17 protein-coding genes are annotated in these 19,947 nt (G+C 72.1%); 8 read left to right on the forward strand and 9 right to left on the reverse strand.

Going from position 1 to position 19,947, the window contains the following annotated elements; translation table 11 throughout:
* Positions 1-36: 36 nt before the first annotated feature.
* Positions 37-1,491, reverse strand: coding sequence for a serine/threonine-protein kinase (locus ACH34Q_RS43525; protein WP_395989101.1), 1,455 nt, complete (start codon positions 1,489-1,491; stop codon positions 37-39).
* A 210-nt stretch (positions 1,492-1,701) separates the two neighbouring features.
* Here ACH34Q_RS43525 and hrpA point away from each other — a divergent pair, with 210 nt between their 5' ends.
* The 6 genes from hrpA (at position 1,702) to ACH34Q_RS43555 (ending at position 10,010) form a co-directional block, all read left to right on the forward strand.
* Positions 1,702-5,688, forward strand: coding sequence for an ATP-dependent RNA helicase HrpA (gene hrpA / locus ACH34Q_RS43530; RefSeq protein WP_395989102.1), 3,987 nt, complete (start codon positions 1,702-1,704; stop codon positions 5,686-5,688).
* A gap of 157 nt (positions 5,689-5,845) precedes the next feature.
* Positions 5,846-6,577 (forward strand): GntR family transcriptional regulator, encoded by a 732-nt coding sequence (locus ACH34Q_RS43535; protein WP_395989103.1) that lies wholly within the window; start codon positions 5,846-5,848, stop codon positions 6,575-6,577.
* 213 nt (positions 6,578-6,790) lie between these two features.
* A complete protein-coding gene (locus ACH34Q_RS43540) occupies positions 6,791-8,281 on the forward strand; it encodes a PTS ascorbate transporter subunit IIC (protein WP_395989104.1) in 1,491 nt (496 codons plus the stop codon).
* A 235-nt stretch (positions 8,282-8,516) separates the two neighbouring features.
* The gene (locus ACH34Q_RS43545) at positions 8,517-8,819 is read left to right on the forward strand and encodes a PTS sugar transporter subunit IIB (protein ID WP_395989105.1); all 303 of its coding nucleotides are present in this window, start codon (positions 8,517-8,519) and stop codon (positions 8,817-8,819) included.
* Positions 8,816-9,268 (forward strand): PTS sugar transporter subunit IIA, encoded by a 453-nt coding sequence (locus tag ACH34Q_RS43550; RefSeq protein ID WP_395989106.1) that lies wholly within the window; start codon positions 8,816-8,818, stop codon positions 9,266-9,268. The genes ACH34Q_RS43545 and ACH34Q_RS43550 overlap by 4 nt, the downstream gene beginning before the upstream one ends.
* On the forward strand, positions 9,261-10,010 hold the full coding sequence (locus ACH34Q_RS43555; protein ID WP_395989107.1) for a sugar isomerase domain-containing protein: 750 nt from the start codon (positions 9,261-9,263) through the stop codon (positions 10,008-10,010). The genes ACH34Q_RS43550 and ACH34Q_RS43555 overlap by 8 nt, the downstream gene beginning before the upstream one ends.
* A 32-nt stretch (positions 10,011-10,042) precedes the next feature.
* Here the strand turns inward: ACH34Q_RS43555 and ACH34Q_RS43560 are convergent, their stop codons facing one another.
* Complete coding sequence (locus ACH34Q_RS43560; protein ID WP_395989108.1) at positions 10,043-10,255, reverse strand: hypothetical protein; 213 nt, start codon at positions 10,253-10,255, stop codon at positions 10,043-10,045.
* 420 nt (positions 10,256-10,675) lie between these two features.
* Between ACH34Q_RS43560 and ACH34Q_RS43565 the strand changes: the two genes are divergently transcribed.
* Positions 10,676-11,956 (forward strand): chromosome segregation ATPase, encoded by a 1,281-nt coding sequence (locus ACH34Q_RS43565; protein ID WP_395989109.1) that lies wholly within the window; start codon positions 10,676-10,678, stop codon positions 11,954-11,956.
* Between the two features lie 68 nt (positions 11,957-12,024).
* Here the strand turns inward: ACH34Q_RS43565 and ACH34Q_RS43570 are convergent, their stop codons facing one another.
* The 3 genes from ACH34Q_RS43570 to ACH34Q_RS43580 all read right to left on the reverse strand — a co-directional run bounded on the left by ACH34Q_RS43570 (position 12,025) and on the right by ACH34Q_RS43580 (position 13,825).
* Positions 12,025-12,240, reverse strand: coding sequence for a hypothetical protein (locus tag ACH34Q_RS43570; protein ID WP_395989110.1), 216 nt, complete (start codon positions 12,238-12,240; stop codon positions 12,025-12,027).
* Positions 12,241-12,422: 182 nt separating this feature from the next.
* Positions 12,423-13,115: a hypothetical protein gene (locus ACH34Q_RS43575; RefSeq protein WP_395989111.1), complete on the reverse strand. Its 693-nt coding sequence runs from the start codon at positions 13,113-13,115 to the stop codon at positions 12,423-12,425.
* Between the two features lie 194 nt (positions 13,116-13,309).
* The gene (locus tag ACH34Q_RS43580) at positions 13,310-13,825 is read right to left on the reverse strand and encodes a hypothetical protein (protein ID WP_395989112.1); all 516 of its coding nucleotides are present in this window, start codon (positions 13,823-13,825) and stop codon (positions 13,310-13,312) included.
* A gap of 116 nt (positions 13,826-13,941) precedes the next feature.
* On the opposite strand from ACH34Q_RS43580, the gene ACH34Q_RS43585 reads away from it, so the two are divergent.
* Positions 13,942-14,745, forward strand: a complete 804-nt coding sequence (locus ACH34Q_RS43585) for an ABC transporter ATP-binding protein (protein ID WP_395989113.1) — start codon at positions 13,942-13,944, stop codon at positions 14,743-14,745.
* Positions 14,746-14,805: 60 nt separating this feature from the next.
* Here ACH34Q_RS43585 and ACH34Q_RS43590 read toward each other — a convergent pair whose 3' ends face one another.
* From ACH34Q_RS43590 to ACH34Q_RS43605, 4 genes are all read right to left on the reverse strand, one after another.
* Positions 14,806-16,116, reverse strand: a complete 1,311-nt coding sequence (locus tag ACH34Q_RS43590; protein WP_395989114.1) for an AAA domain-containing protein — start codon at positions 16,114-16,116, stop codon at positions 14,806-14,808.
* Positions 16,113-17,705 carry a hypothetical protein gene (locus ACH34Q_RS43595; RefSeq protein ID WP_395989115.1) on the reverse strand — a complete coding sequence of 531 codons (1,593 nt, stop codon included), beginning with the start codon at positions 17,703-17,705 and terminating at the stop codon, positions 16,113-16,115. The genes ACH34Q_RS43590 and ACH34Q_RS43595 overlap by 4 nt, the downstream gene beginning before the upstream one ends.
* 97 nt (positions 17,706-17,802) lie before the next feature.
* Positions 17,803-18,903, reverse strand: coding sequence for a hypothetical protein (locus tag ACH34Q_RS43600; RefSeq protein ID WP_395989116.1), 1,101 nt, complete (start codon positions 18,901-18,903; stop codon positions 17,803-17,805).
* Complete coding sequence (locus tag ACH34Q_RS43605) at positions 18,900-19,868, reverse strand: hypothetical protein (RefSeq protein ID WP_395989117.1); 969 nt, start codon at positions 19,866-19,868, stop codon at positions 18,900-18,902. Before ACH34Q_RS43605 ends, ACH34Q_RS43600 begins: the two co-directional genes overlap by 4 nt.
* Positions 19,869-19,947 lie beyond the last annotated feature (79 nt).

Below are 19,947 nucleotides of genomic sequence, written 5' to 3' on the forward strand. Positions count from 1 at the left end.
ATGGCAGATACCTGTGCCGGTGAATATCGACGTCCATCAGCGGGGCTTGTACGCCTCGATGTAGTGGCGGACCCTTGCCGCGTACGGCTTGTACTCGTCCGGTACGCCACCCGCCTTGCGGACGGTCTTGGACGAAGTCCGATACATGGCGGCGAGGTTGAGCGCCGGATCTCCCGGGACGCCGCGCAAGTCCTTGCCCCAGTAGCAAAGAAAGCGGCCCATGGCCGGTATCGACATTTGCGGCGTGATCTCCGCCGGCTTCGGCTCGGGGTTGTCCAGGCCACCCGGCTGCCAGTGCACCAGGATGTTCGGAGTCCAGCGGGCGATGCCGTATTCGTCCTTGGCCGGGTCGGACAGGTTCGGGTCGAAGCTGCTCTCGGCCCGCAGCATGGCGGCGATCAACGCAGGGCTGAGGCCGTCCAGTTCGCACCACGTGCCCGCCTGGATGATCAGCCCCCGGTACTGCACCGGGATTCCAGCGCCGGTACGGAGCGAGCGACCCTGCGGATCGGCGTTGCCTGAAGCGGCGCCAGGGGCGGCCGCACCCGAGCCCGAGCCCCCGTTGTCGAGGCCCAACACCACGAAGGCCCCGGTCACGGCTACCGCGATGGCGGCCACGGCGCCGGTGAAGACAGCCAATGCGCGCCGCCGAGGGCGGCCAGGACGGCGCGGGGTGAGGTGGGTACCAGCCTGGGGATCAGTGTCGATCTTGCTGGTGATCCGGTCGAGTGCGGCGCCGAATGCTGCGGCCGAGGGCCAGCGGCGGTCGCGGTCGGGTTCCAGAGCACGCAGGACGATCTCGTCCACCGACGGCGGGATCGCGGGTTGCAGCCGGCTGGGCGGGGAGCGCTTCTCGCCCGGTGGCTCGCCTGTCAGCAGGTGGTACGTGAGTGCGCCCAGTCCGTAGACATCGGAGCGCTGGTCCGGGGCGCCGTCGATCTGAGCCTGCTCGGGGGCCATGTAACCGGGAGAACCTGCGGGCAGCGTCAGGCTCGACAGCCGGTCATCGGTACGGGCGATGCCCAGGTCGGAGAGCATGATCCGCTCGCCGCCGTCGGAGGTGGACCGGATCAGGACGTTGGACGGCTTGAGGTCGCGGTGCACGATGCCGCGCTCGTGCAGGGCCCGCACGCCCTCGGCGATCTCCCGGGCCAGCGGCAGCGCCTCGTTCAGCGGCAGTCCGCCCGTGGCGAGCCGTTCCTCCAGGTTGCCGCGGTCGGCATGGGTCATCACGAAGTAGGGTCGGCCGTCGTCCAGTTCGCCGATGTCGAAGACCTGGACCAGCCGGTGCGAGTCGACCTGGCGGAGCAGCCGGGCCTCGCGGACGAACCGTTCGCGCACGTCCTCGCGCAGCGTCCAGTGGTCGGCGAGGATCTTGATCGCGACCGGCGAGTCGAGCTCGTCGTCGTGGCCCAGCCAGACCGACGCGAACCCGCCCGAACCGAGCAGCCGGTCGATCCGGTGCCGTCCCGCCGAGGTCGGAGTCCCCATGGTGGCCCATGATGAGGGATCGGCCGGGGTCGCGCACGGTGGACGGGGTGGCGCGGACGATGGAATGCCGTTGCCTCCGGCGACGTTGTGTTCAGCGGGAAAATGGATCGCCACCGCCCTGGTGGTCCGGCTACCGTGCCTAGGTCGGGGAGTGATCGCCCGGGCCGTACCGCAAGATCACCATGGCCCGCGACCTATCCTTTCGACCGTATGGGAACGCCTGTGACCTCGCCGCTCGCCGAACTGCGCGCGCGCCTGCCCGAGCTGATGCCGCTGGACCGGCACCGGCTCGGCCGGCGCGTCGACGGCATCCAGAAGATGCGCGACGCCGGGCGGCGCGAGCGGGCGATCGGTGAGATCGCCGCCGAGGTGGAGACCGCCGAGCGGCGGGTCGCCCGGCGGCGGGCGGCGGTTCCGGCGATCACCTATCCCGAGCAGCTGCCGATCAGCCAGAAGCGGGACGACATCGCGGCGGCTATCCGCGATCACCAGGTCGTGATCGTGGCCGGTGAGACCGGCTCCGGCAAGACGACGCAGCTGCCCAAGATCTGCCTGGAGCTGGGACGGGGCGTGCTCGGCACGATCGGGCACACCCAGCCGCGCCGGCTGGCCGCCCGTACGGTCGGCGACCGGATCGCGGAAGAGCTCGGCACGGAGCTGGGCGAGACCGTCGGCTACAAGGTGCGGTTCACCGACAAGTCCAGCGACGGCACTCTGGTCAAGCTGATGACCGACGGCATCCTGCTGGCCGAGATCCAGAACGACCGGCTGCTGCGCCGCTACGACACGCTGATCATCGACGAGGCGCACGAGCGCAGCCTCAACATCGACTTCCTGCTCGGCTACATCAGGGAGATCCTGCCCCGGCGGCCCGATCTCAAGGTGATCATCACCTCGGCGACGATCGACCCCGAGCGGTTCTCCGAGCACTTCGGCGACGCGCCGATCGTCGAGGTGTCCGGCCGTACATACCCGGTCGAGGTCCGCTACAGGCCCGTCACCGATCCCGACGACCCCAAGGCGGACCCCGACCGCGACCAGATCCAGGCGATCGTGGACGCGGTGGACGAGCTGGCCCTGGAGGCGCCCGGCGATGTGCTGGTCTTCCTCAGCGGCGAGCGCGAGATCCGTGACACGGCGGACGCGCTGGGCAAGCATCTGCAGGGGCGCCGGGGTGGGGGCACCGAGGTGCTGCCGCTGTACGCGCGGCTCTCGTCGGCCGAGCAGCACCGGGTCTTCCAATCCCACCGGGGACGGCGGGTCGTGCTGGCCACCAACGTGGCCGAGACGTCCCTGACCGTTCCGGGCATCAAGTACGTCATCGACCCGGGCACGGCGCGAATATCCCGTTACAGCCACCGGCTGAAAGTGCAGCGGCTGCCGATCGAGGCGGTCTCGCAGGCGTCGGCCAACCAGCGCAAGGGCCGCTGCGGGCGGGTCTCCGACGGCATCTGCATCCGGCTGTACTCGGAGGAGGACTTCGAGTCCCGGCCCGAGTTCACCGAGCCGGAGATCCTGCGGACCAACCTGGCCTCGGTCATCCTGCAGATGACCGCGCTGGGGCTGGGCGACATCGCCGCGTTCCCGTTCGTCGAGCCGCCGGACCGGCGCAACATCAAGGCCGGCGTCGACCTGCTGCACGAGCTGGGCGCGATCGACCCGGCCGAGCAGGATCCGCGCAAGCGGCTGACCGCGCAGGGTCGGCGGCTGGCGCAGCTGCCGGTCGACCCGCGGCTGGGCCGGATGGTACTGGAGGCCGAGGCCAACGGCTGCGTCCGCGAGGTTCTGATCATCGCGGCGGCGCTGTCGATCCAGGACCCGCGCGAACGGCCCGCCGACAACCAGCAGGCCGCCGACGAGCGGCACCGCCGGTTCGCCGATCCGACCTCGGACTTCCTCGCCTATCTGAATCTGTGGAACTACCTGCGCGAGCAGCAGAGCGAGCTGTCGGGCAGCCAGTTCCGGCGGATGTGCAAGAGCGAGTTCCTGCATTTCCTGCGCGTACGGGAATGGCAGGACCTGCACTCCCAGCTCAAGCAGGTCGCCAAGCAGCTCGGTGTCACGCCCAACTCGACCGAGGCGCCACCCGACCGGATCCATGTGTCACTGCTCGCCGGTCTGCTGTCGCATATCGGCCTGATGGACACCGATACGAAGAAGGATGGCAAGAAAGACGGCAAGAAAGACGACGGCGGCGGTCAGCGGCGGCGCCAGCTGAACGAGTACGTCGGGGCGCGCGGGGCCAAGTTCGCCCTGTTCCCCGGCTCGGCGCTGTTCAAGAAGCCACCGCGATGGGTGATGTCGGCCGAGCTGGTCGAGACGTCCCGGCTCTGGGCCCGGATCAACGCCAAGATCGAGCCCGAGTGGGTCGAGCCGCTCGCCGGGCACCTGGTCAAGCGCAACTACAGCGAGCCGCACTGGTCCAAGAAACAGGCCGCGGTCATGGCGTACGAGAAGGTCACGCTGTACGGCGTTCCGATCGTCGCGCAGCGCAGCGTCAATTACGGAAGTGTCGATCCTCAACTGTCGCGCGAACTGTTCATCCGCAACGCGCTGGTCGAGGGCGACTGGGAGACCCATCACCGGTTCTTCCACGACAACCGGGCGCTTTTGGACGAGGTCGAGGAGCTGGAGCACCGCGCCCGGCGCCGCGACATCATGGTGGACGACGAGACGCTCTTCGACTTCTACGACGAGCGCGTCCCCGACGACATCGTCTCCGGACGGCATTTCGACTCGTGGTGGAAGAAGGCGGGCCGTACCGATCCCGACCTGCTGAGCTTCGAGAAGTCGATGCTCATCAACGAGAGCGCCGGCGACGTCAGCGAATCCGACTACCCGGACGCCTGGCGGCAGGGCCAGCTCAAGCTGCGGCTCACGTACCAGTTCGAGCCCGGCGCCGACGCCGACGGCGTCACCGTGCACATCCCCGTCCAGGTGCTCAACCAGGTCAAGCCCGACGGCTTCGAGTGGCAGGTCCCGGGACTGCGCAAGGAACTGGTCACCGAGCTGATCCGCTCGCTGCCCAAGCAGCTGCGGGTCAACTTCGTCCCGGCCCCCGACTACGCCCGCAAGCTCATGGAACGCCTCTCGCCCCGTTCCGAGCCCCTGCTGGAGGCCCTCGAACGCGAGCTGCGCGACATGACCGGCGTTCAGGTGGCCCGCGAGGCATGGGACCTGGACCGCCTCGGCCCGCACCTGCGCGTCACGTTCCGGGTGGTGGACGACCGCAAGCGCACCCTCGCCGAGGGCACCGACCTCGACGAGCTCAAACGCAAGCTCAAGGGCAAGGTCCGCGGAACGCTGTCCAAGGCGGCCACGGCCGGTGGACTCGAACGCGGTGGCCTGCGCGAGTGGACGATCGGCGAACTGCCCCGTACGTACGCGCAGAAACAGGCCGGCTACGAGGTCAGGGCGTATCCGGCGCTGACCGACGAGGGCGACAGCGTCGCGGTCCGCATGTACGAGACCGAGGCCGAGCAGCGCGCGGCCATGTGGCGCGGGACGCGGCGGCTGATCCTGCTGAACGCCCCGTCCCCGGTCAAGCTCATCCAGGGCCGTCTCACCAACCAGGGCAAGCTGGCGCTCAGCCACAACCCGCACGGTTCGGTGGCGGCCCTGTTCGACGACTGCGTGACGGCGGCCGCCGACCGGCTGATCGCCGAGGCCGGGGGACCGGCGTGGGACGAGGCGGGCTTCCAGGCCCTGTACGACCGCGTCCGCGCGGGCCTGCACGACACCACCGCCGCGATCGTCACGCAGGTGGAGCGCATCCTGGCCGCCTCCCACGAGATCGACCGGCGGCTGCGCGGTACCGCCAGCCTCGTGCTCGTCCCGGCGCTGACCGACATCCGCGCCCGGCTGGCCGCGCTGATCCATCCCGGATTCGTCACCGAGACCGGCTGGCAGCGGCTGGCCGATCTGCCCCGCTACCTGAGCGCGCTGCAGATCCGGCTCGACAAGCTCCCCGAGAACCCGGGCCGCGACCGGCTGCTCATGAACCAGGTCGCGGTGCTGGAGTCCGAGTACGAGCAGTTCCTGCGCCGGCTGCACCCGGCCCGCCGGGGCGACGAGGCCGTACGGCAGGTCCGCTGGATGCTGGAGGAGCTGCGGGTCAGCCTGTTCGCCGTGCAGATCGGCACCCGCTACCCGGTATCGGACAAGCGCATCCGCAAGGCGATGGCGCAGTACACCTGAGCCGCCCCCTCCTGAACCCTGCCTTCCCCGACTGTGACCGGCCTTCCCTGACTTCAGTGACCGTTCCAAAGTGGTATTGACCACTTGAGGTCCGGCACATAGTGTGGGTGACCGGCGGTACGAACCGACGGTACGAGTGGAACGGGAGGTGGTCGGCGTGCGATCCGGCGGCGAACCCGAGCCCGCGACCACGAAACGGCGGGCGGTGCGCCGCAGGCTGCTGGCCATGCTCGACGATCTGGACGTCGGCGACGCGCTGCCGTCCGAGCGGCGGCTGGCCGAGGAGTTGGGCGTCTCGCGTCCCACCCTGCGTGCGGCGATCGACGAGCTCGCCGGGCAGGGACTGCTCGACCGCCGCCACGGAAGCGGGACGTACGTGGCCGAACCACGCATCGCGGTGGCGCTGACCATGTCCTCGTTCACCGAGGACATGATCCGCCGCGGGATGAAGCCGAGCGGCCGGGTGCTGTCGTTCCGGACCGAGCCGGCCGGTGCCAGGATCGGCCGCCGGCTGGCCGTCTCGCCCATGGAAGAGGTATTTACCATTCGTCGGCTGCGGCTGGCGGACGGCACCACCATGGCGATCGAGACGCTCTACCTCCCCAAGGCGCTGATGCCGAAGCTGCGCCGCGAGGATCTGGAGGGAGGGTCCTTCTACACCCTGCTGCGGGAACGCGGCGTCATCCTGGCCTCCGGCCGGGAGACGATCGAGCCGACCGTCACCACGGCCGACGAGGCCGAGGTGCTGGGCGTACCGGTGCACGCGCCGGCGTTCCTGTTCGAGCGGATATCCAGGAGTGAGCAGGGCACTCCGGTGGAGTACGTGCGGTCGCTCTACAGAGGCGACCGCTACCGGCTGGAACTGGAGCTGAAACCGGTTCCGCGCTGACGGGCACGGGGGCGGGCACGGGCGCCGATACGGCCGGCCGTGCCGCACGTTCCGACAGCGACAGCGACAGCGACAGCAACAGCAACAGCAACAGCGAAAGCAACAGCGAAAGCGAAACCGCGCCGGCGGGGGCACCGGCGCACCGACGGATCCGGTCCCGGCCGCCGCCAGCGCCGGCGGGGACCGGTGCCCCGCAGGATAGGGAGACCTGACGTGGACATCATCAAGGACATCCTCACCTTCCTGGCCGACAACGTGTTCGGCCAGGTCCCCATCCTGATCGGGTTGATCACCCTGGTCGGGCTGCTGCTGCAGCGCAAGCGGTTCGAGGACACCCTCGCCGGTGCGCTGCGGGCCACGATCGGCGTGGTCATCCTGTTCATCGGCGTGGAGATCTTCACCGGCGGGCTGTCCAGCTTCCAGGCGGTGCTGGCCGACGCGATGGGGACCACCCCGCCCAAGGCCGACCACACGCTGAACGAGTTCCTGAACCAGCAGGGCGGAACGATCGCGCTGGTCATCACGGTGGCGTTCCTGCTGCACGTGGCGATCGTGCGGCTGTTCCCCGCCGCCCGCTACCTCTACCTGACCGGGCACCTGATGTTCTGGATCAGCACGGTGGTGGTGGCCTCGCTGGTCACCATCGCGCCGGGCTCGGACCAGCTGACGCTGGTGCTGTGCGGCGCCGGGTTCGTGGCCGCGTACTGGACGCTGCAGCCGCTGTGGATGCGGCCGCTGATGCGCCGGGTGATGCCCGACGACCGGTTCGGCTTCGCGCACACCAGCTCGATCGCGGCGCTGGTCACCGGGTACGTGGCACGGCCGTTCGGGGACCGCGAGAAGCACGACACCGAGAAGGTCAAGCTGCCCCGGCAGCTGTCGTTCTTCAAGGACGTCAACGTCAGCACCGCGCTGGTGATCTCGGTGATCATGCTGGTCGCGGTCGCGTTCGCCGACGACCAGGTGGTCGGCACGCTGGCCGCCGAGATGGACCCGAAGCTGTCGCCCTGGGTGTGGGCGCTGCTGATCGGCCTGCGCTTCGCGGGCGGTATCGCGATCCTGCTGTTCGGTGTCCGGATGTTCCTGGCCGAGATCGTGCCCGCGTTCAAGGGCTTCAGCGACAAGGTGATCCCGGGGACCCGGCCCGCGCTGGACGCCCCGACCGTGTTCCCGGTGGCGCCGACCGCGGTGATGATGGGCTTCGTCTCCTCCACCATCGTGTTCCTGGCCTGCCTGGGCATCTTCGCCGCGGCCGGCTGGTTCACGCTGGCCCCGCCCATGATCATGCTGTTCTTCGTCGGCGGCGCCGCCGCGCTGTTCGGCAACGTGGTGGCCGGCTGGCGCGGCGCGATCATCGGCGGCGTGATCTCCGGCCTGATGCTGGCCATCGGGCAGGCCCTCACCTGGAGCCTGTTCGACAAGACCGCGCCCGAGCTGGCGACGCTGGCCGACCCCGACTGGTACGCCATCGCCTGGCTGCTCAAGGCGGTGGACCCGATCATCGGCGGCGCCTCCATCTGGGCCGTTCCGGTGGTCGCGCTGGTCATCACGGCCGGCACCCTGCTCCTCCTCGGCCGCCGCGAGGCCCGCGCGGCCGCCGCCAAGGCCGAGCAAGAGGCCGAAGTGGGGGCCGAAGAGGGGGCAGAGAAGCCTGAAGAGGGAACTCAGGACGCCAAGCCCGGCACGGGCGGCGACCGGACCTGAGCCCGCGCGCCCGTCCTCCGGGAACGTTCCGGGGGACGGGCCGCGCGGTCGTCCCGCCGACCGCATGAGTGCGCCGCGCCACCGCGAGCCCGGCAGCAAACCCGGCAACCCGACAACGAGCGCGACCCGACAACGAGCCCCCGACAACGAGCCCACGACGAGCCTCGACATCGAGCCCGACCACAAGCCCGACAAAAGACTCCCGGCAAAGACTAGAGACTAGAGAGGCGACGACATGGCAATGGACCGCACGCTGGAGGTGCTCGCCGTCTGCGGTGTGGGCATGGGATCGAGCCTCATGCTGAAGATGACCGCCGAGGACGCGCTGCGCGCCCTGAACGTGGACGCGCGGGTGGAGAACACCGACGTGTCCACCGCCCGGGGGATGACCGTCGACGTGATCATCGGCCAGGGGATGCACACCAGCGAGATCGCCGAGCTCGCCCCCGTCGTGATCACGGTCAGCGACTTCCTCGACAAGGAGGGACTGGAGGCCCAGCTGCGCGAGCGCCTGACCGAGAAGGGGTGGCTGGCGTGACGGCTGCCGGAGCGCGCGACGGGGTGGCGGCGGCCGACTGGCGCGCCGCCACCATCGCGGCCGCCGAGGTGCTGGTCGAGATGGGCGTCGCGGGGGAGGGATACCCCGCGGCCTGCGTCCGCGTCGTCGAGCAGAACGGTCCGTACATCGTGCTCACCAAGGGCCTGGCCCTGGTGCACGCGCGGCCCGAGGACGGCGCGATCGGCGTCGGCGTGGCCGCGACGCGGCTGGCGGCGCCGGTGGAGTTCGGCCATCCCGACAACGATCCGGTCGATCTGCTGCTGGCGTTCTGCACGCCGGACGCCGACGCGCACGTCTCGGCCCTGTCCACACTGGCCCGGGCGCTGTCGGCCGGCCTGGCCGACCGGCTGCGCGCCGCCGCCGGCCGCGAGGCCATGGTCGCCGAGCTGGAGAAGGCCCTGGAGAAGGAGGCCCGTACCGATGCCTGAGGTCTCCGCGGCCTCCTACCCCGAGCGGGTCCGCTCCCTGCTCGACGAGCTCGACACCAGATCCGGGGACGCGATCGCCGAGGCGGCGGCGCTGCTGCTGCCGGCCATCGAGGCCGGTGGCATCGTGCACGTCGCCGGGGCCGGGCACTCGCTCGCGATGGTGTGCGAGACGTTCTACCGGGCCGGCGGGCTGGCTCCCGTCCGGCCGCTGTGGGACCCGGCCGTGATGCCGCTGCAGGACGCGCTGCGCAGTACCCGTGCCGAGCGGCGCGAGGGCCTCGGCCGCGCGCTGGTCCAGGAAGCGGCTCCCAGCCCGCCTGACGTGGCGGTGGTGTTCTCCACCAGCGGGCGCAACCCGTACCCCGTCGAGATCGCCCAGGAGTGCGCCGCCCGCGGCGTCCCCGTGATCGCCGTGACCTCTCCGCAGGCGGCACTGCGCGCCCCCGCCCGCGCGGACACGGTGCTGGCCGACCACGCCACGATCGTGCTCGACACGGCGGTACCGCCCGGCGACGTGCTCCACCCGCCGAGCGCGCCGCGTACGGCGGCGGTCTCCACGATCCTGGGCGCGTACACATGGTCGCGCGTGCTGGCCGAGCTGGACGACCTAGCCGAGGCGCGCGGGATCACGCTGCCGTGCTGGACGAGTGCCAACATCCCGGGCGGTGACGAGGCCAACCAGGCCCTGCTGGCCCGCTACGGCCCGCGCATCCCCGAGTTGACCGGCGTCGTCGGGGGGTAGGCGCCGCAGCCGGGAATCCTTGGACGGGCACCTCAGTCGGGGTTCACGGCGAACGATTCCAGATGCGAGCACTGGGGACAGCGGAAGACCTCCACCTGGAACCGCTTCCTTCCCCAGCGCTTGGCCCTGCGGATCCCCATCTCCGGAGGACCCGCGACCCAGCGGACGAACCCTCTGGACGCCTGACCGGTGTCCTCCAGGTATCCGGGCTGAAGCTCGGTCGCTCCGCAGTGCGTGCATCTCATCCCGTTTATCACTGGGAGATGGTAGGGCACGGGGTGACTTGCGGCATGTCACACAAGGCACCCAAGTCACTGCGTTTGCGGCTACTAGTGCGTATCGTTCACTCCATGCCTACGAGTGATGAGCGAGACAAAAGCGGCCCACGGGGGCAGGGCGGGTCTCCCGAGGGCGCGGTCTCCGAGGCTGGAACGACCCACGATGCCACCCCCGCCACCCCTGCCACGCCGCGGCAGGAGCCGGGCCGGTCCTCGGCAGGCGGAGGCCCTCAGCCCGCGTCCGCCGGCAGCCTTGGCCCCGCACCGGCAGCCGCACCCGCCGGCGGCCCCGGATCCGCGTCCGGGCCCGGATCCCCGTTCTCGGCCGCCGGTGAGCCGGGCTCATCATCGGTACCGGAGCCGCGGCCCGAGACCGCGGTGGCTCGGATGGGCGAGCCCGTCACGGTCTGGCCGTGCGCGAACTGCGGCCGCCCCGTACCGCAGCCCATGGGCGCCGTACGCGCCGTCCGCTACTGCCTGGACAACGACGGCGCGTGCAACCGCGAGGCCCGCGACCGCCGCGAGCGCGGCCGTGACGCGCCCGGGCTGACCGGCCAGGTCGCCGCCACCTGGGAGATGGTCGAGCGCCTGGAGAAGTCCGCCGACCTGCTCGCCGACTCGCTCACCTCCGAGCTGAGCGTCGCCGGGGTCGAGCGGCGCGTCTCGGCGGTCAAGGCCGAGGCCGCGCGCGAGCTGGCGACCGCGCAGAACGAGCGGGACGCCTCCCAGCGGCAGGCCGAGGACGCCTGGCACGAGGCCGCGTCCGCCCGGCAGCGCGCCGAGACCGCCGAGCGGGAGTCCGCCCGCGCCCGCGAGGAGGCCAAGCTCGCCACCGCCAAGCGCGACGCCGCCCAGCAGGCCTGGGAGGAGGCGCACCAGATCGCCCAGCAGGCCGTCTCGGCCAAGCTCGCCGCCGAGAGCGAGCGGGACCGGATCGCCGCCCGCGAGACCGAACTGCTGGCCGCGCTGGAGACCGCGCGGGCCGAGCTGGTCACGCAGCACAGCAAGGCCGCCGAGGCCGAGGGCGCCGTCGAGTCCCAGCGGGTCGAGGCCGCGGTGGCCAAGCAGGGCGCCGAGGACCTGCGCAACGCGATGCGCGACACCGAAGCGCAGCGCCAGCGCGCGATGCAGGCCGCCAGCAAGGCCGAGGCGGAACGGGCCACCGCGCTGCGCGCCCAGTCCGAGGCCGAGGCCGAGGCCGTTCGTGCGCACGCCCGTACCGAGGAGTCGGTCAAGGAGCGCGACGCCGCCCTCGCGCGCGCCCAGCAGGCCGTCGCCGAACGGGACGAGCTGGAGAGCAAGGTCAACGACCAGGGCGTGCAGCTGCGCCAGCTCTCGCAGTCGGTGGCCGAGCAGCAGGCCGCGCTGTCGGCGCTGGCCGAGGAGCGGGACGCCGCGCGCGCCGAGGCCGACCGCGCCCGCCGGCAGATCGACCAGTTCACCCACAACACGCTGTCGTCGAACGTCCCCCCGGGCGGGCGCTACCCGAGCTCGGGCGTACCGCAGATGGGGCCGGCCCACGGCCAGCCGGGCCAGCCCGGGCAGCCGCCCCAGCCGCCCGCCCCGCCGATCCCGAACGGCGGGACCGGGGGGCACCCGCAGGTGCCGTCGGGCCGCCCGCTCAACGGCGTGGGCGACCCGAACGACCCCCTGTACACCGGCCGCTGACGGACGGGCCCGCGGGCCGCGGCCGTCGCGCCGCGGGCCTCGCGGGTCCGGCCCGGTTCAGGCCCGGTTCAGCCCAGGCTGCCGATCAGCATGATCACCGCCAGCGCCGCGGCGGCGATCATCAGTGCGTGCAGCCGCTCCCGGCCCGCGGTCGCCCGCAGCCGGGACATCCGCTGCCGGGTGAGCCGCGCGTCACTGCCGGCCCGCCGGGCGCGCTCCCACGAGGTACCCATGTAGGCCGCGAGCGCCGCCACGACGATGAGCCAGAATCCGTTTCCGTTCATCCAGGTCCGACCTCCTCGGTCGCGAAACCTAGATTGAACGACGCCGCGCCGGATCCATCCGTGTCATGCGACACAAACGCACGATTTCCGGCAGAATCGGATGACCTGCCGAGAATTTCCGATCAATCCTTCCGGCCGCCCCCGTGGCCGGGACCGAATCGTCGGCTCCCTAGGGCACCGCGTCAGGCTCCGAAGTGGGCGGCGTCGACCTCGATCCAGATCTGCTCTGCCCGGCCGAGCAGCCGGCCGTCCGCGCCGTACGCGGCCGTCGCCGCGTGCAGCTTGCGGCCCTCGCGGCTGCGCGCCAGGCCCATCACCACGCACCGCTCGCCCGCCTCCGGAACCTCCGTGACCTGCGCGGTCATCGTGCCGAGCACCAGCGGCGGGTCGTCCTGGCCGAACGCCAGCCCGCCCGGGCAGTCCAGCACGGCCCACATGATCTCCGGCTCGGGCACCCGCTCCGGCGTCCACGGCGCGGCGACCGTACCCTCGGCCACCGGCCCGGGCGCCAGCCGCAGCCCGTCGCCCGGCTCCCGCGCGGGCCCGCACACGAAGCACCCCGGGAACGGATGCCGCTCGGCCACCCGGTACTTCTCCGCCGCCTCCAGCGCCTCCTCGTAGGACACCGGCGGCACGGCCGGCACCACGATGGCGCCCGCGAGCGCCTCCGCGACCAGCCGCTCGCCGTCGTCCCACAGCCGGGCGCCGATGCCCCGGTCGTCGTCGCTGCCGACCCGCAGCTCCGTCTCCAGCGGCGGCGGGCGCCGCAGCGTGACCGTCACCGTGTCGGACGACACGTGCCCCGCGAGCAGGCCGGCGACGTATCCCCCGTTCCCCGACCCCTCGGGGCCGTGGTACCGCTTCTCAATGATCATCTTGCATCCCCCGGACCTTCACCCGTCCTGCTGAAACACCCGTCCTGCTGAAACCGGACCGATCCTAATGAGCGGGTCCGACGAAGCGTCGTCCGCCCCGCCCTCTTGGACGAGGAAGAGACGAGACGCGCGAACGGCGCGACGAGGGAACCACGCGGCGAGGGACGGCGGGACGAGGGCCCGGTGGATCGGGTTCAGACGGCGCGGGACGGCTGGGGGCGTCCGGGGCGGGTGGTGAAGAAGACCGACAGTGAGCCGGTGAGGCGCGCCCGTACGGTCTCCTCGTCCACCGGTCCGTCGTCCGGGACGGGGGTACGGTCCAATGCGCGGGCGATCAGCAGCTCGATGTTGCGGTCGGCGACCAGGACCGAGCAGGTGTCGCAGGCGTACCAGGGATAGAGCATGTTGAGCACGGCGACCGCCGTGTCGTCGTCCGACAGCCGGGTGGTGTCGAGCTCCACCTCGAACATGTCGGTGTCCTCGGGGTCGAGCGTCGGTTGGTAGAGCCAGCTCGGCCCGACGACGTCGCAGAAGTCGCAGGAGCGAGCCCGCGGTGCGGCCGTGCCGACGGCGAGTTCCAGCTCGTGGTCCCAGGGCTCGACCCGCCGGTTGTGCCGGTAGCCGACGCCGTCCAGGGATCCCTCGCGGTTGTGCGTCACATCATGGACCTCGCCGCCGCAGCGGGCGCACATGAAGCCGATCTCCTCCATGTCCCTCCCTGGTCGCTCTGAGGTCCCGGCTCTCACAGTATCCGGGGTTTCGCCGTCGGGGGACGCCCCCACGCCCCCGCGCCGGATCGGCCAGGCCGTCGGTTACCCTGGCGGCCGTGTCCGATCATGACTTCCCGGCGCCGCACGGTGTCGTGCTGAACGCCGACAAGCTCGATCTCGTCCGGGATGGCCGTACCCTCCTCGACCGGGTGACACTCACCGTCCTGACCGGTGAGCACTGGGCCCTGCTCGGTCCCAACGGCGCGGGCAAGAGCACGCTGCTGGGCATTCTCGGCGCGTACACCCATCCCACCCGGGGCTCCGCCGAGATCCTCGGGCACCGGCTCGGCCGGGTCGACGTCCACACGCTGCGCACGATGATCGGCCAGGTCAACCCGCGCCACCCGCTGGAGTCGGCGCGTACCGTACGGGAGATCGTCCTCACCGGCGCGACCGGCACGATCGAGCTGGTGCCGCGCTGGACCCCGTCCGATGATCAGCTGCGCCGCGCCGGCGAGTTGATCGAGCTGATGGGGCTCACCCGGCGGGCCGAAGCCCGCTGGCCGCACCTCTCGCAGGGTGAACGGGGCCGCGCGCTGATCGCCCGCGCCCTGATGCCGGACCCGCCCCTGCTGCTGCTCGACGAGCCCGCCACCGGCCTGGACGTCGCCGCCCGCGAGCGCCTGCTGTCCGCGCTCGACGAGATCCGCGAACGTAAGCCGGATCTGACCACCGTGCTGGTCACCCATCACCTGGAAGAGCTGCCCAGCAGCACCAGCCACGCCCTCCTGCTGCGCGACGGCGCCGTCCTCGCCGCCGGCCCGGCCGACGAGGTCCTCACCACCGAGCTGATCAGCGAATGCTTCGACCACCCCATCGCGATCGCGCGGCGCAACGGCCGCTGGACAGCGGGCATTTGAGCCAGGACCTGTCTCACCTTGGGTAGGGACTGTGAAACAGGGCTCAGCTCGGTCGTGGAGTTAATCGTGCGCTCGTACGCGATGCTCGCCCAGGTGGGCCAGTACGGACTGGTTGGCCTCCCAGCCGTCGGGGAACTTGACCGGGACGCCCAGGTGGACCGGCTCGGTCGAGGGATGGGCGTCCAGGAGCTCGGGGATTCCGGCGCGTGCCACGACGACGCAGGCGTGGCGGTGCCGGGACGTCAGCACGCAGAGACGCCCTGACTCCAGATGGAACGCGGTGGCGTCGCGCCGTCCCGACAGGGGGTGCAGGACGACCGTGACGTCGTACTCGCGGCCCTGGAGGCGGTTGGCGGTGTCGACGGTGATGTCCTGCCCGTGCGGGCCCAGCGCCGCGCGGATCGCGGTGACCTGGTCGCGGTGCGCGGCGCCGATCGCGATGCGGTCCGCGCCGACCGGGTGGGAGCCGTGCTCCGAGTGGGCGACGGGGCCGCGCTGCAGCAGCCGTACGGCGAGCGCGGCGGTCGCCTGGACGGCCTCGGCGTCGGTACGGATCGTGTGCCGGGCGGGCAGCTCGTACAGGGCCCAGCCGGACGCCGCGGCCTCGTCGAGGGCCCGGTCGTAGCTGGTGCCCATGCCGCGCGCCCCGTACTCCAGGCGGCGGTCGCCCGGGCCGGTGCCGGAGCGGAAGCCGGTGAACGGGTAGAAGGCGTCCGACACCACCGGCGCGGCCGAGGCGGGCAGCCGCCAGGAGACCGGCAGCCGGTGCAGGGGGAGGTCGGGGTTGTGCGCGAGCAGCACGGAGACGGCGCTGCGCATCGGGTCCCAGGACAGGCCGGCCCAGCGTTCGACCTCGACGGTGGAGAACGGGTCGAGCTGGCCGGGATCGCCCACGAACAGCGCGCGCTCGAACCGTCCCGCGATGCGCAGCAGCATGTCCGAGCGCATCTGGTACGCCTCGTCCACGATCGCCCAGGGCCACGTGCCGTCCGTGAGCGTGGCCCACTTGGCGCCGGTGGCGATGACGACCATGTGCTCGGCGAGCTGGTCGGCCTTGGTCGCGACCTTGACCGCCGGATGGGCCAGCACGCGGTCGGAGATCGTGTACGTGGAGGCGGACAGGCGGCCCAGCGTCACGTCCGGGTGCTTGCCGGCGATCCGGTCGATGAGGTCGTCGACCTGCTCGTTGGTCTGCGCGACGATCATCAGCCGCTCGCCGGCCGCGGCCAGGTGCGCGGCGGCCTTGACGACGAGGGTGGACTTGCCGGCGCCGGGCGGGGAGTCGACCACCACGCCGCGGTGGCCGCCGTCCAGATCGGCCAGCACCTGCTCGACGACCTTGGTCGCCGCCACCGAGGGGTCGATGGTCATGACCACTCCTCCGCCGCGTCCTCGTTGCTGGGAACGTACTCCTCGGGCGGGCCGCCGTGCGTCCACGGCGTCTCCTCCCGGTCGGGGAACTTGGCCGCGCCCCAGGAGTCGGCGGTGTGCGAGGTGAACACCACCCGCGTCCCGATCTCGGGGACGACGCCGGCCTCGGGGACGAGCTTGCGTCCCATCCCGCCGGTCAGCTCCAGCAGCACGCTGGCGGTCCGCCGGTCGACCTCGACGACCTTGCCCTTGAGCGCGGGGCGGTCAGCGCTGCACACCGTGGTGCCGAGGTCGAGCCGGACCGGGTCCTCGGTACGGACCCGCAGGTGCGGGCGCAGCTTGGGGCGCTTGCCCGTCTCGTCCAGCCGGGTGGGGTCGCTGTCGACGACCGTCCCGCCGAACGCCTGGCCGGCCAGGCGGTGCTCGGCCATCACCAGCGGGTCGTCGAAGGCGCGCTGGGCGTCGTAGGCGTCCTGGGCGCGTTCCAGATCGTGCAGCCGCCGAGCGGCGCGTACCGGAGGGTCGCGGCGGGCCTGCGGGTACGCCTCGCCGAACGTCTGGTGGTAGTAGGTGAACGAGTCGCGGTCGCGTTCCCAGCGCGCGGGCACGCTCGCGCCTGGCGGCAGGGCCCGCAGCACCTCCACGGCCCGCCACATCAGCTCCCAGTTCGGCAGGAGCTGCTCCGACAGCGCGCGGCGGATCCGTTCCTCGGCGCGCGGATCGCGGCGCGCGTGGTCGTACCCGGCGATCGCGGGGGCCAGCACCTCGTTGTCGAACGTCGGATCGGTCGCGGGGCCGGCCGGGGGAGCGGTCAGCGGATCCTCGGCGCGCGCGGCGGCGGCCGGGCCGTCCAGCCCCGCGGGCGGGTCGATCCAGCCCATCAGCGCGGCCAGGTTGCCGTCCTCCAGCGAGCTCTGCCCGGTGGCCCAGTGCATGCGCAGCGCCTCGGTCATCGCCAGCAGCATCGACGAGCCCGGATGGTCGTTGCGGTCGGCGTACCAGGTCAGCCAGCGGCCTAGCACCGGCACCGCGGCCTCCACCGCGTACGGGCCATCGGTCCGGCGGAACCGGGTCGAGCGGCCGAGCAGCCGCAGGAACCCGACGCCGCCCCGGTTGGGCACCATCAGCTGCGGGGCGTCCCCGTACCGGATCCGATCCTCGCCCTCCTTGCCGGGTGGCAGCTCCTCCACCGCGCCCCGGCTCGTCTCGACATGGTTGAGCACGAGCTTGGCCAGGTCGGCGGCGAACGCGAACCGCAGGTCGCGGTTGCGCGGCTGCGGGACGATCAGCAGCGTCGGATCGGCCGGATCCGTGCCCAGCATCACCGCCAGCGGCGCGGCGGCCTCGCCCGCCAGCTTGAGCGGGATGACGACCAGCGGCGCGTCGGACACGTGCAGGTGCCGGACCGTCGCCAGCGGCTGGGCGCGGCCGGTGGCGGTCGCCTCCAGCTGGGCGAGCGAGGTGAGCACGCTCACGTCGCGGTGACCTCCGGGGTCGGGGTACGGGTACGGGGACGTCGAGTCGCGCCGGTCGTGCTCATCGGGCTCGGACGGCTCATGGGCCTCGTGCCGGCCATAGGCCTCGGGCACATGCTCACAGGGCTCGCAGGGCTCATGGGGCTCATGGGGCTCATGGGGCTCGTGCGGCGGATCGTCGGGCTCACACAGCTCAAACGGCTCACACGGCTCATGCTGCGCCGCCCAGGACTTCGCGGCGCAGCCGGTCGGCGGCACGCAGCTGGGCGGCGGTCTCGGCAAGGTCGTCGGACGGCTCCAGCGTCCCGTCGGCCAGCGCCAGCGCGGTCGGGATCGAGTCGACCCCGCCGAGATCGTCGCGGACCGAGCGGCCGAGCGTGCCGGTGGCGCCGCAGGCCCGTGCCTCGTCGCGGCAGAAGAACGCCATCTCGCAGCTGGCCATGCACTCCGGCGCGTACCGGGCCTCGACCGCCCGGACGGCGCCCGGCAGGGCCTCGCCCGGCGCGAACGTGAGGTCGTCGGGCAGCTCGCCCAGGATCCGGTCGATCCGGGTGAGCCGGGCCAGCTGCCGCCGCAGCACCGCCAGCTGCGGCCGGACGTCCACGGGCGTCGCCGACGGGCGGTTGGAGAAGTTCTCCGGGCAGACCAGGAACACCTCGTGCGAGACCAGCTCGCGCGAGTGTCCGAGCTCCTCCACCAGATCGCGCAGGGCCAGCACGTACACCGCGGACTGCCGCGCGGCGGCGGCCACCTGCTCGGGCTCGGCCTGCCCGTCCACCACCGCGAACGACTTGATCTCGATGACGTGCAGCCGGCCCGCGTACTGGAACGCGATCACGTCCGGCTCCAGGTAGGCGATCCGGCCCGCGATCTCCAGCCGCAGCAGCGGATGGTCGAACAGCGTGCCCTCGCCGGACTCCAGCGCCCGGGCCAGCAGCAGCCGCGTCCGGGTGTGCCGCAGCTCGCGGCCCTCGTTGCCGGCCACCACCTCGAGATCGTCGTAGGCGACCTCGGGGACGTCCAGGCCGAGCGTCTCGCGCAGGAGAGTGAGCAGCTCGGCGCAGCCGTCCGCCTTCACCTGGGCCTCGAACGCGTTGCCGCGCGTGATCGCGAACTGGGACTGGCCGAACGGCGCGGGGAAGCCGAGCTCGCGGGCCAGGAAGTCCTTGTCGACCCCGGCGGCGTCCATCACCCCGCGCCGCGCGCAACCGGGGTTGGCGGTGAGCGCGGCGATGGTGCGCGCGTCGTGGTTGCGGGGCGGCGTGCCGCCGCGCAGCCGGTCGAGGTCCAGGTCCAGAGCGGTTTCGGTCATCGGTCGTCCTCATGGGTGGTGCGGTGCGGCCGCGACGCCGGGGAAGCCGGCGCGTCGGCCCTGCGGGGTTTGCGGGATCCCTTCGGCGCCGCGTTGCGGCGGGGCCGCAGCGGCGTCGGCGCGGGCGGGCCCGCCGGCGGTACCGGTGCGGGGCCGTCGGTGCCCGACGCCGCCACCCGCATGGCCCGCAGCCGCGAGCCGAAGAGCCGGTCGGCGTCGTCGAGCTGCGTGCGGGCGCGGTCGGCGGCCTGCCGCCGCTGCCGCCCGTCGGCGCTGCGGTGCACCTCCAGTTCGGCCTCGGCGGCCTCGGCCAGCGCGTTCGGGTCGACGGTGCCGACCGAGCCCGCGGGCGTGCCGGGGATGTTGGAGGCGAACCGCCACAGCAGCCGCTGGACGGCCGGGGCGACCACGCCGTTGCCGCGCCGGGCGTGCTCGGCGATCCGCAGCGCGGCGTGCAGGAAGTCGGTGCGCGCGCTCAGCGGGCCGACGATCCGCTGCTCCAGCGGCCAGGTGCTCACCGTGATCAGGCCGCGTGCGGGCGCGAGCAGGTCGGCGGTGAGCGCGGCGCACAGGTAGTAGGGCCGGGCATAGGGCGCGGTACGGAACGAGCGCTCCTCGTCACGCCGCAGGCTGGTGAGCCGGGTCCCGGCGATCTCGCCGGGGAAGAACGCCGCGTACACAGAGCCGATCAGCTTGGGCGCGGCCGGGACGCCGAGCAGCGTCAGCGCCTGGTGCACCTGGTCGCGGACCGGGACCAGGCCGCGCTCGGGGGCCTCGGCCGGGCCCGCGCCGCCCTCGCCGAGCACCGCGTCGTCCCAGGCGTCCTCGGCCCGGCGCAGCTCCGCGCGCAGCGTCCGGGCGGCCTGCCGGTCGTTCCGTGCCATCGCGCGCCGCACACCGGTGCGCAATTCCGCGATGCGCGCCTCCAGTGCTTCGGGGCTCGGAACGCCTTGGGACGGGGGCATGCGGGTGAGAGTAGCGCAGCTTCCAGACAGTTCCAGTAATTTCCAGTTTCGCGTGTCGCGTGCGGGAACGGAGGGGGGA

Origin of the sequence: Actinomadura sp. 9N407 (assembly GCF_044326315.1) — a bacterium.
Taxonomy (GTDB): Bacteria; Actinomycetota; Actinomycetes; order Streptosporangiales; family Streptosporangiaceae; genus Spirillospora.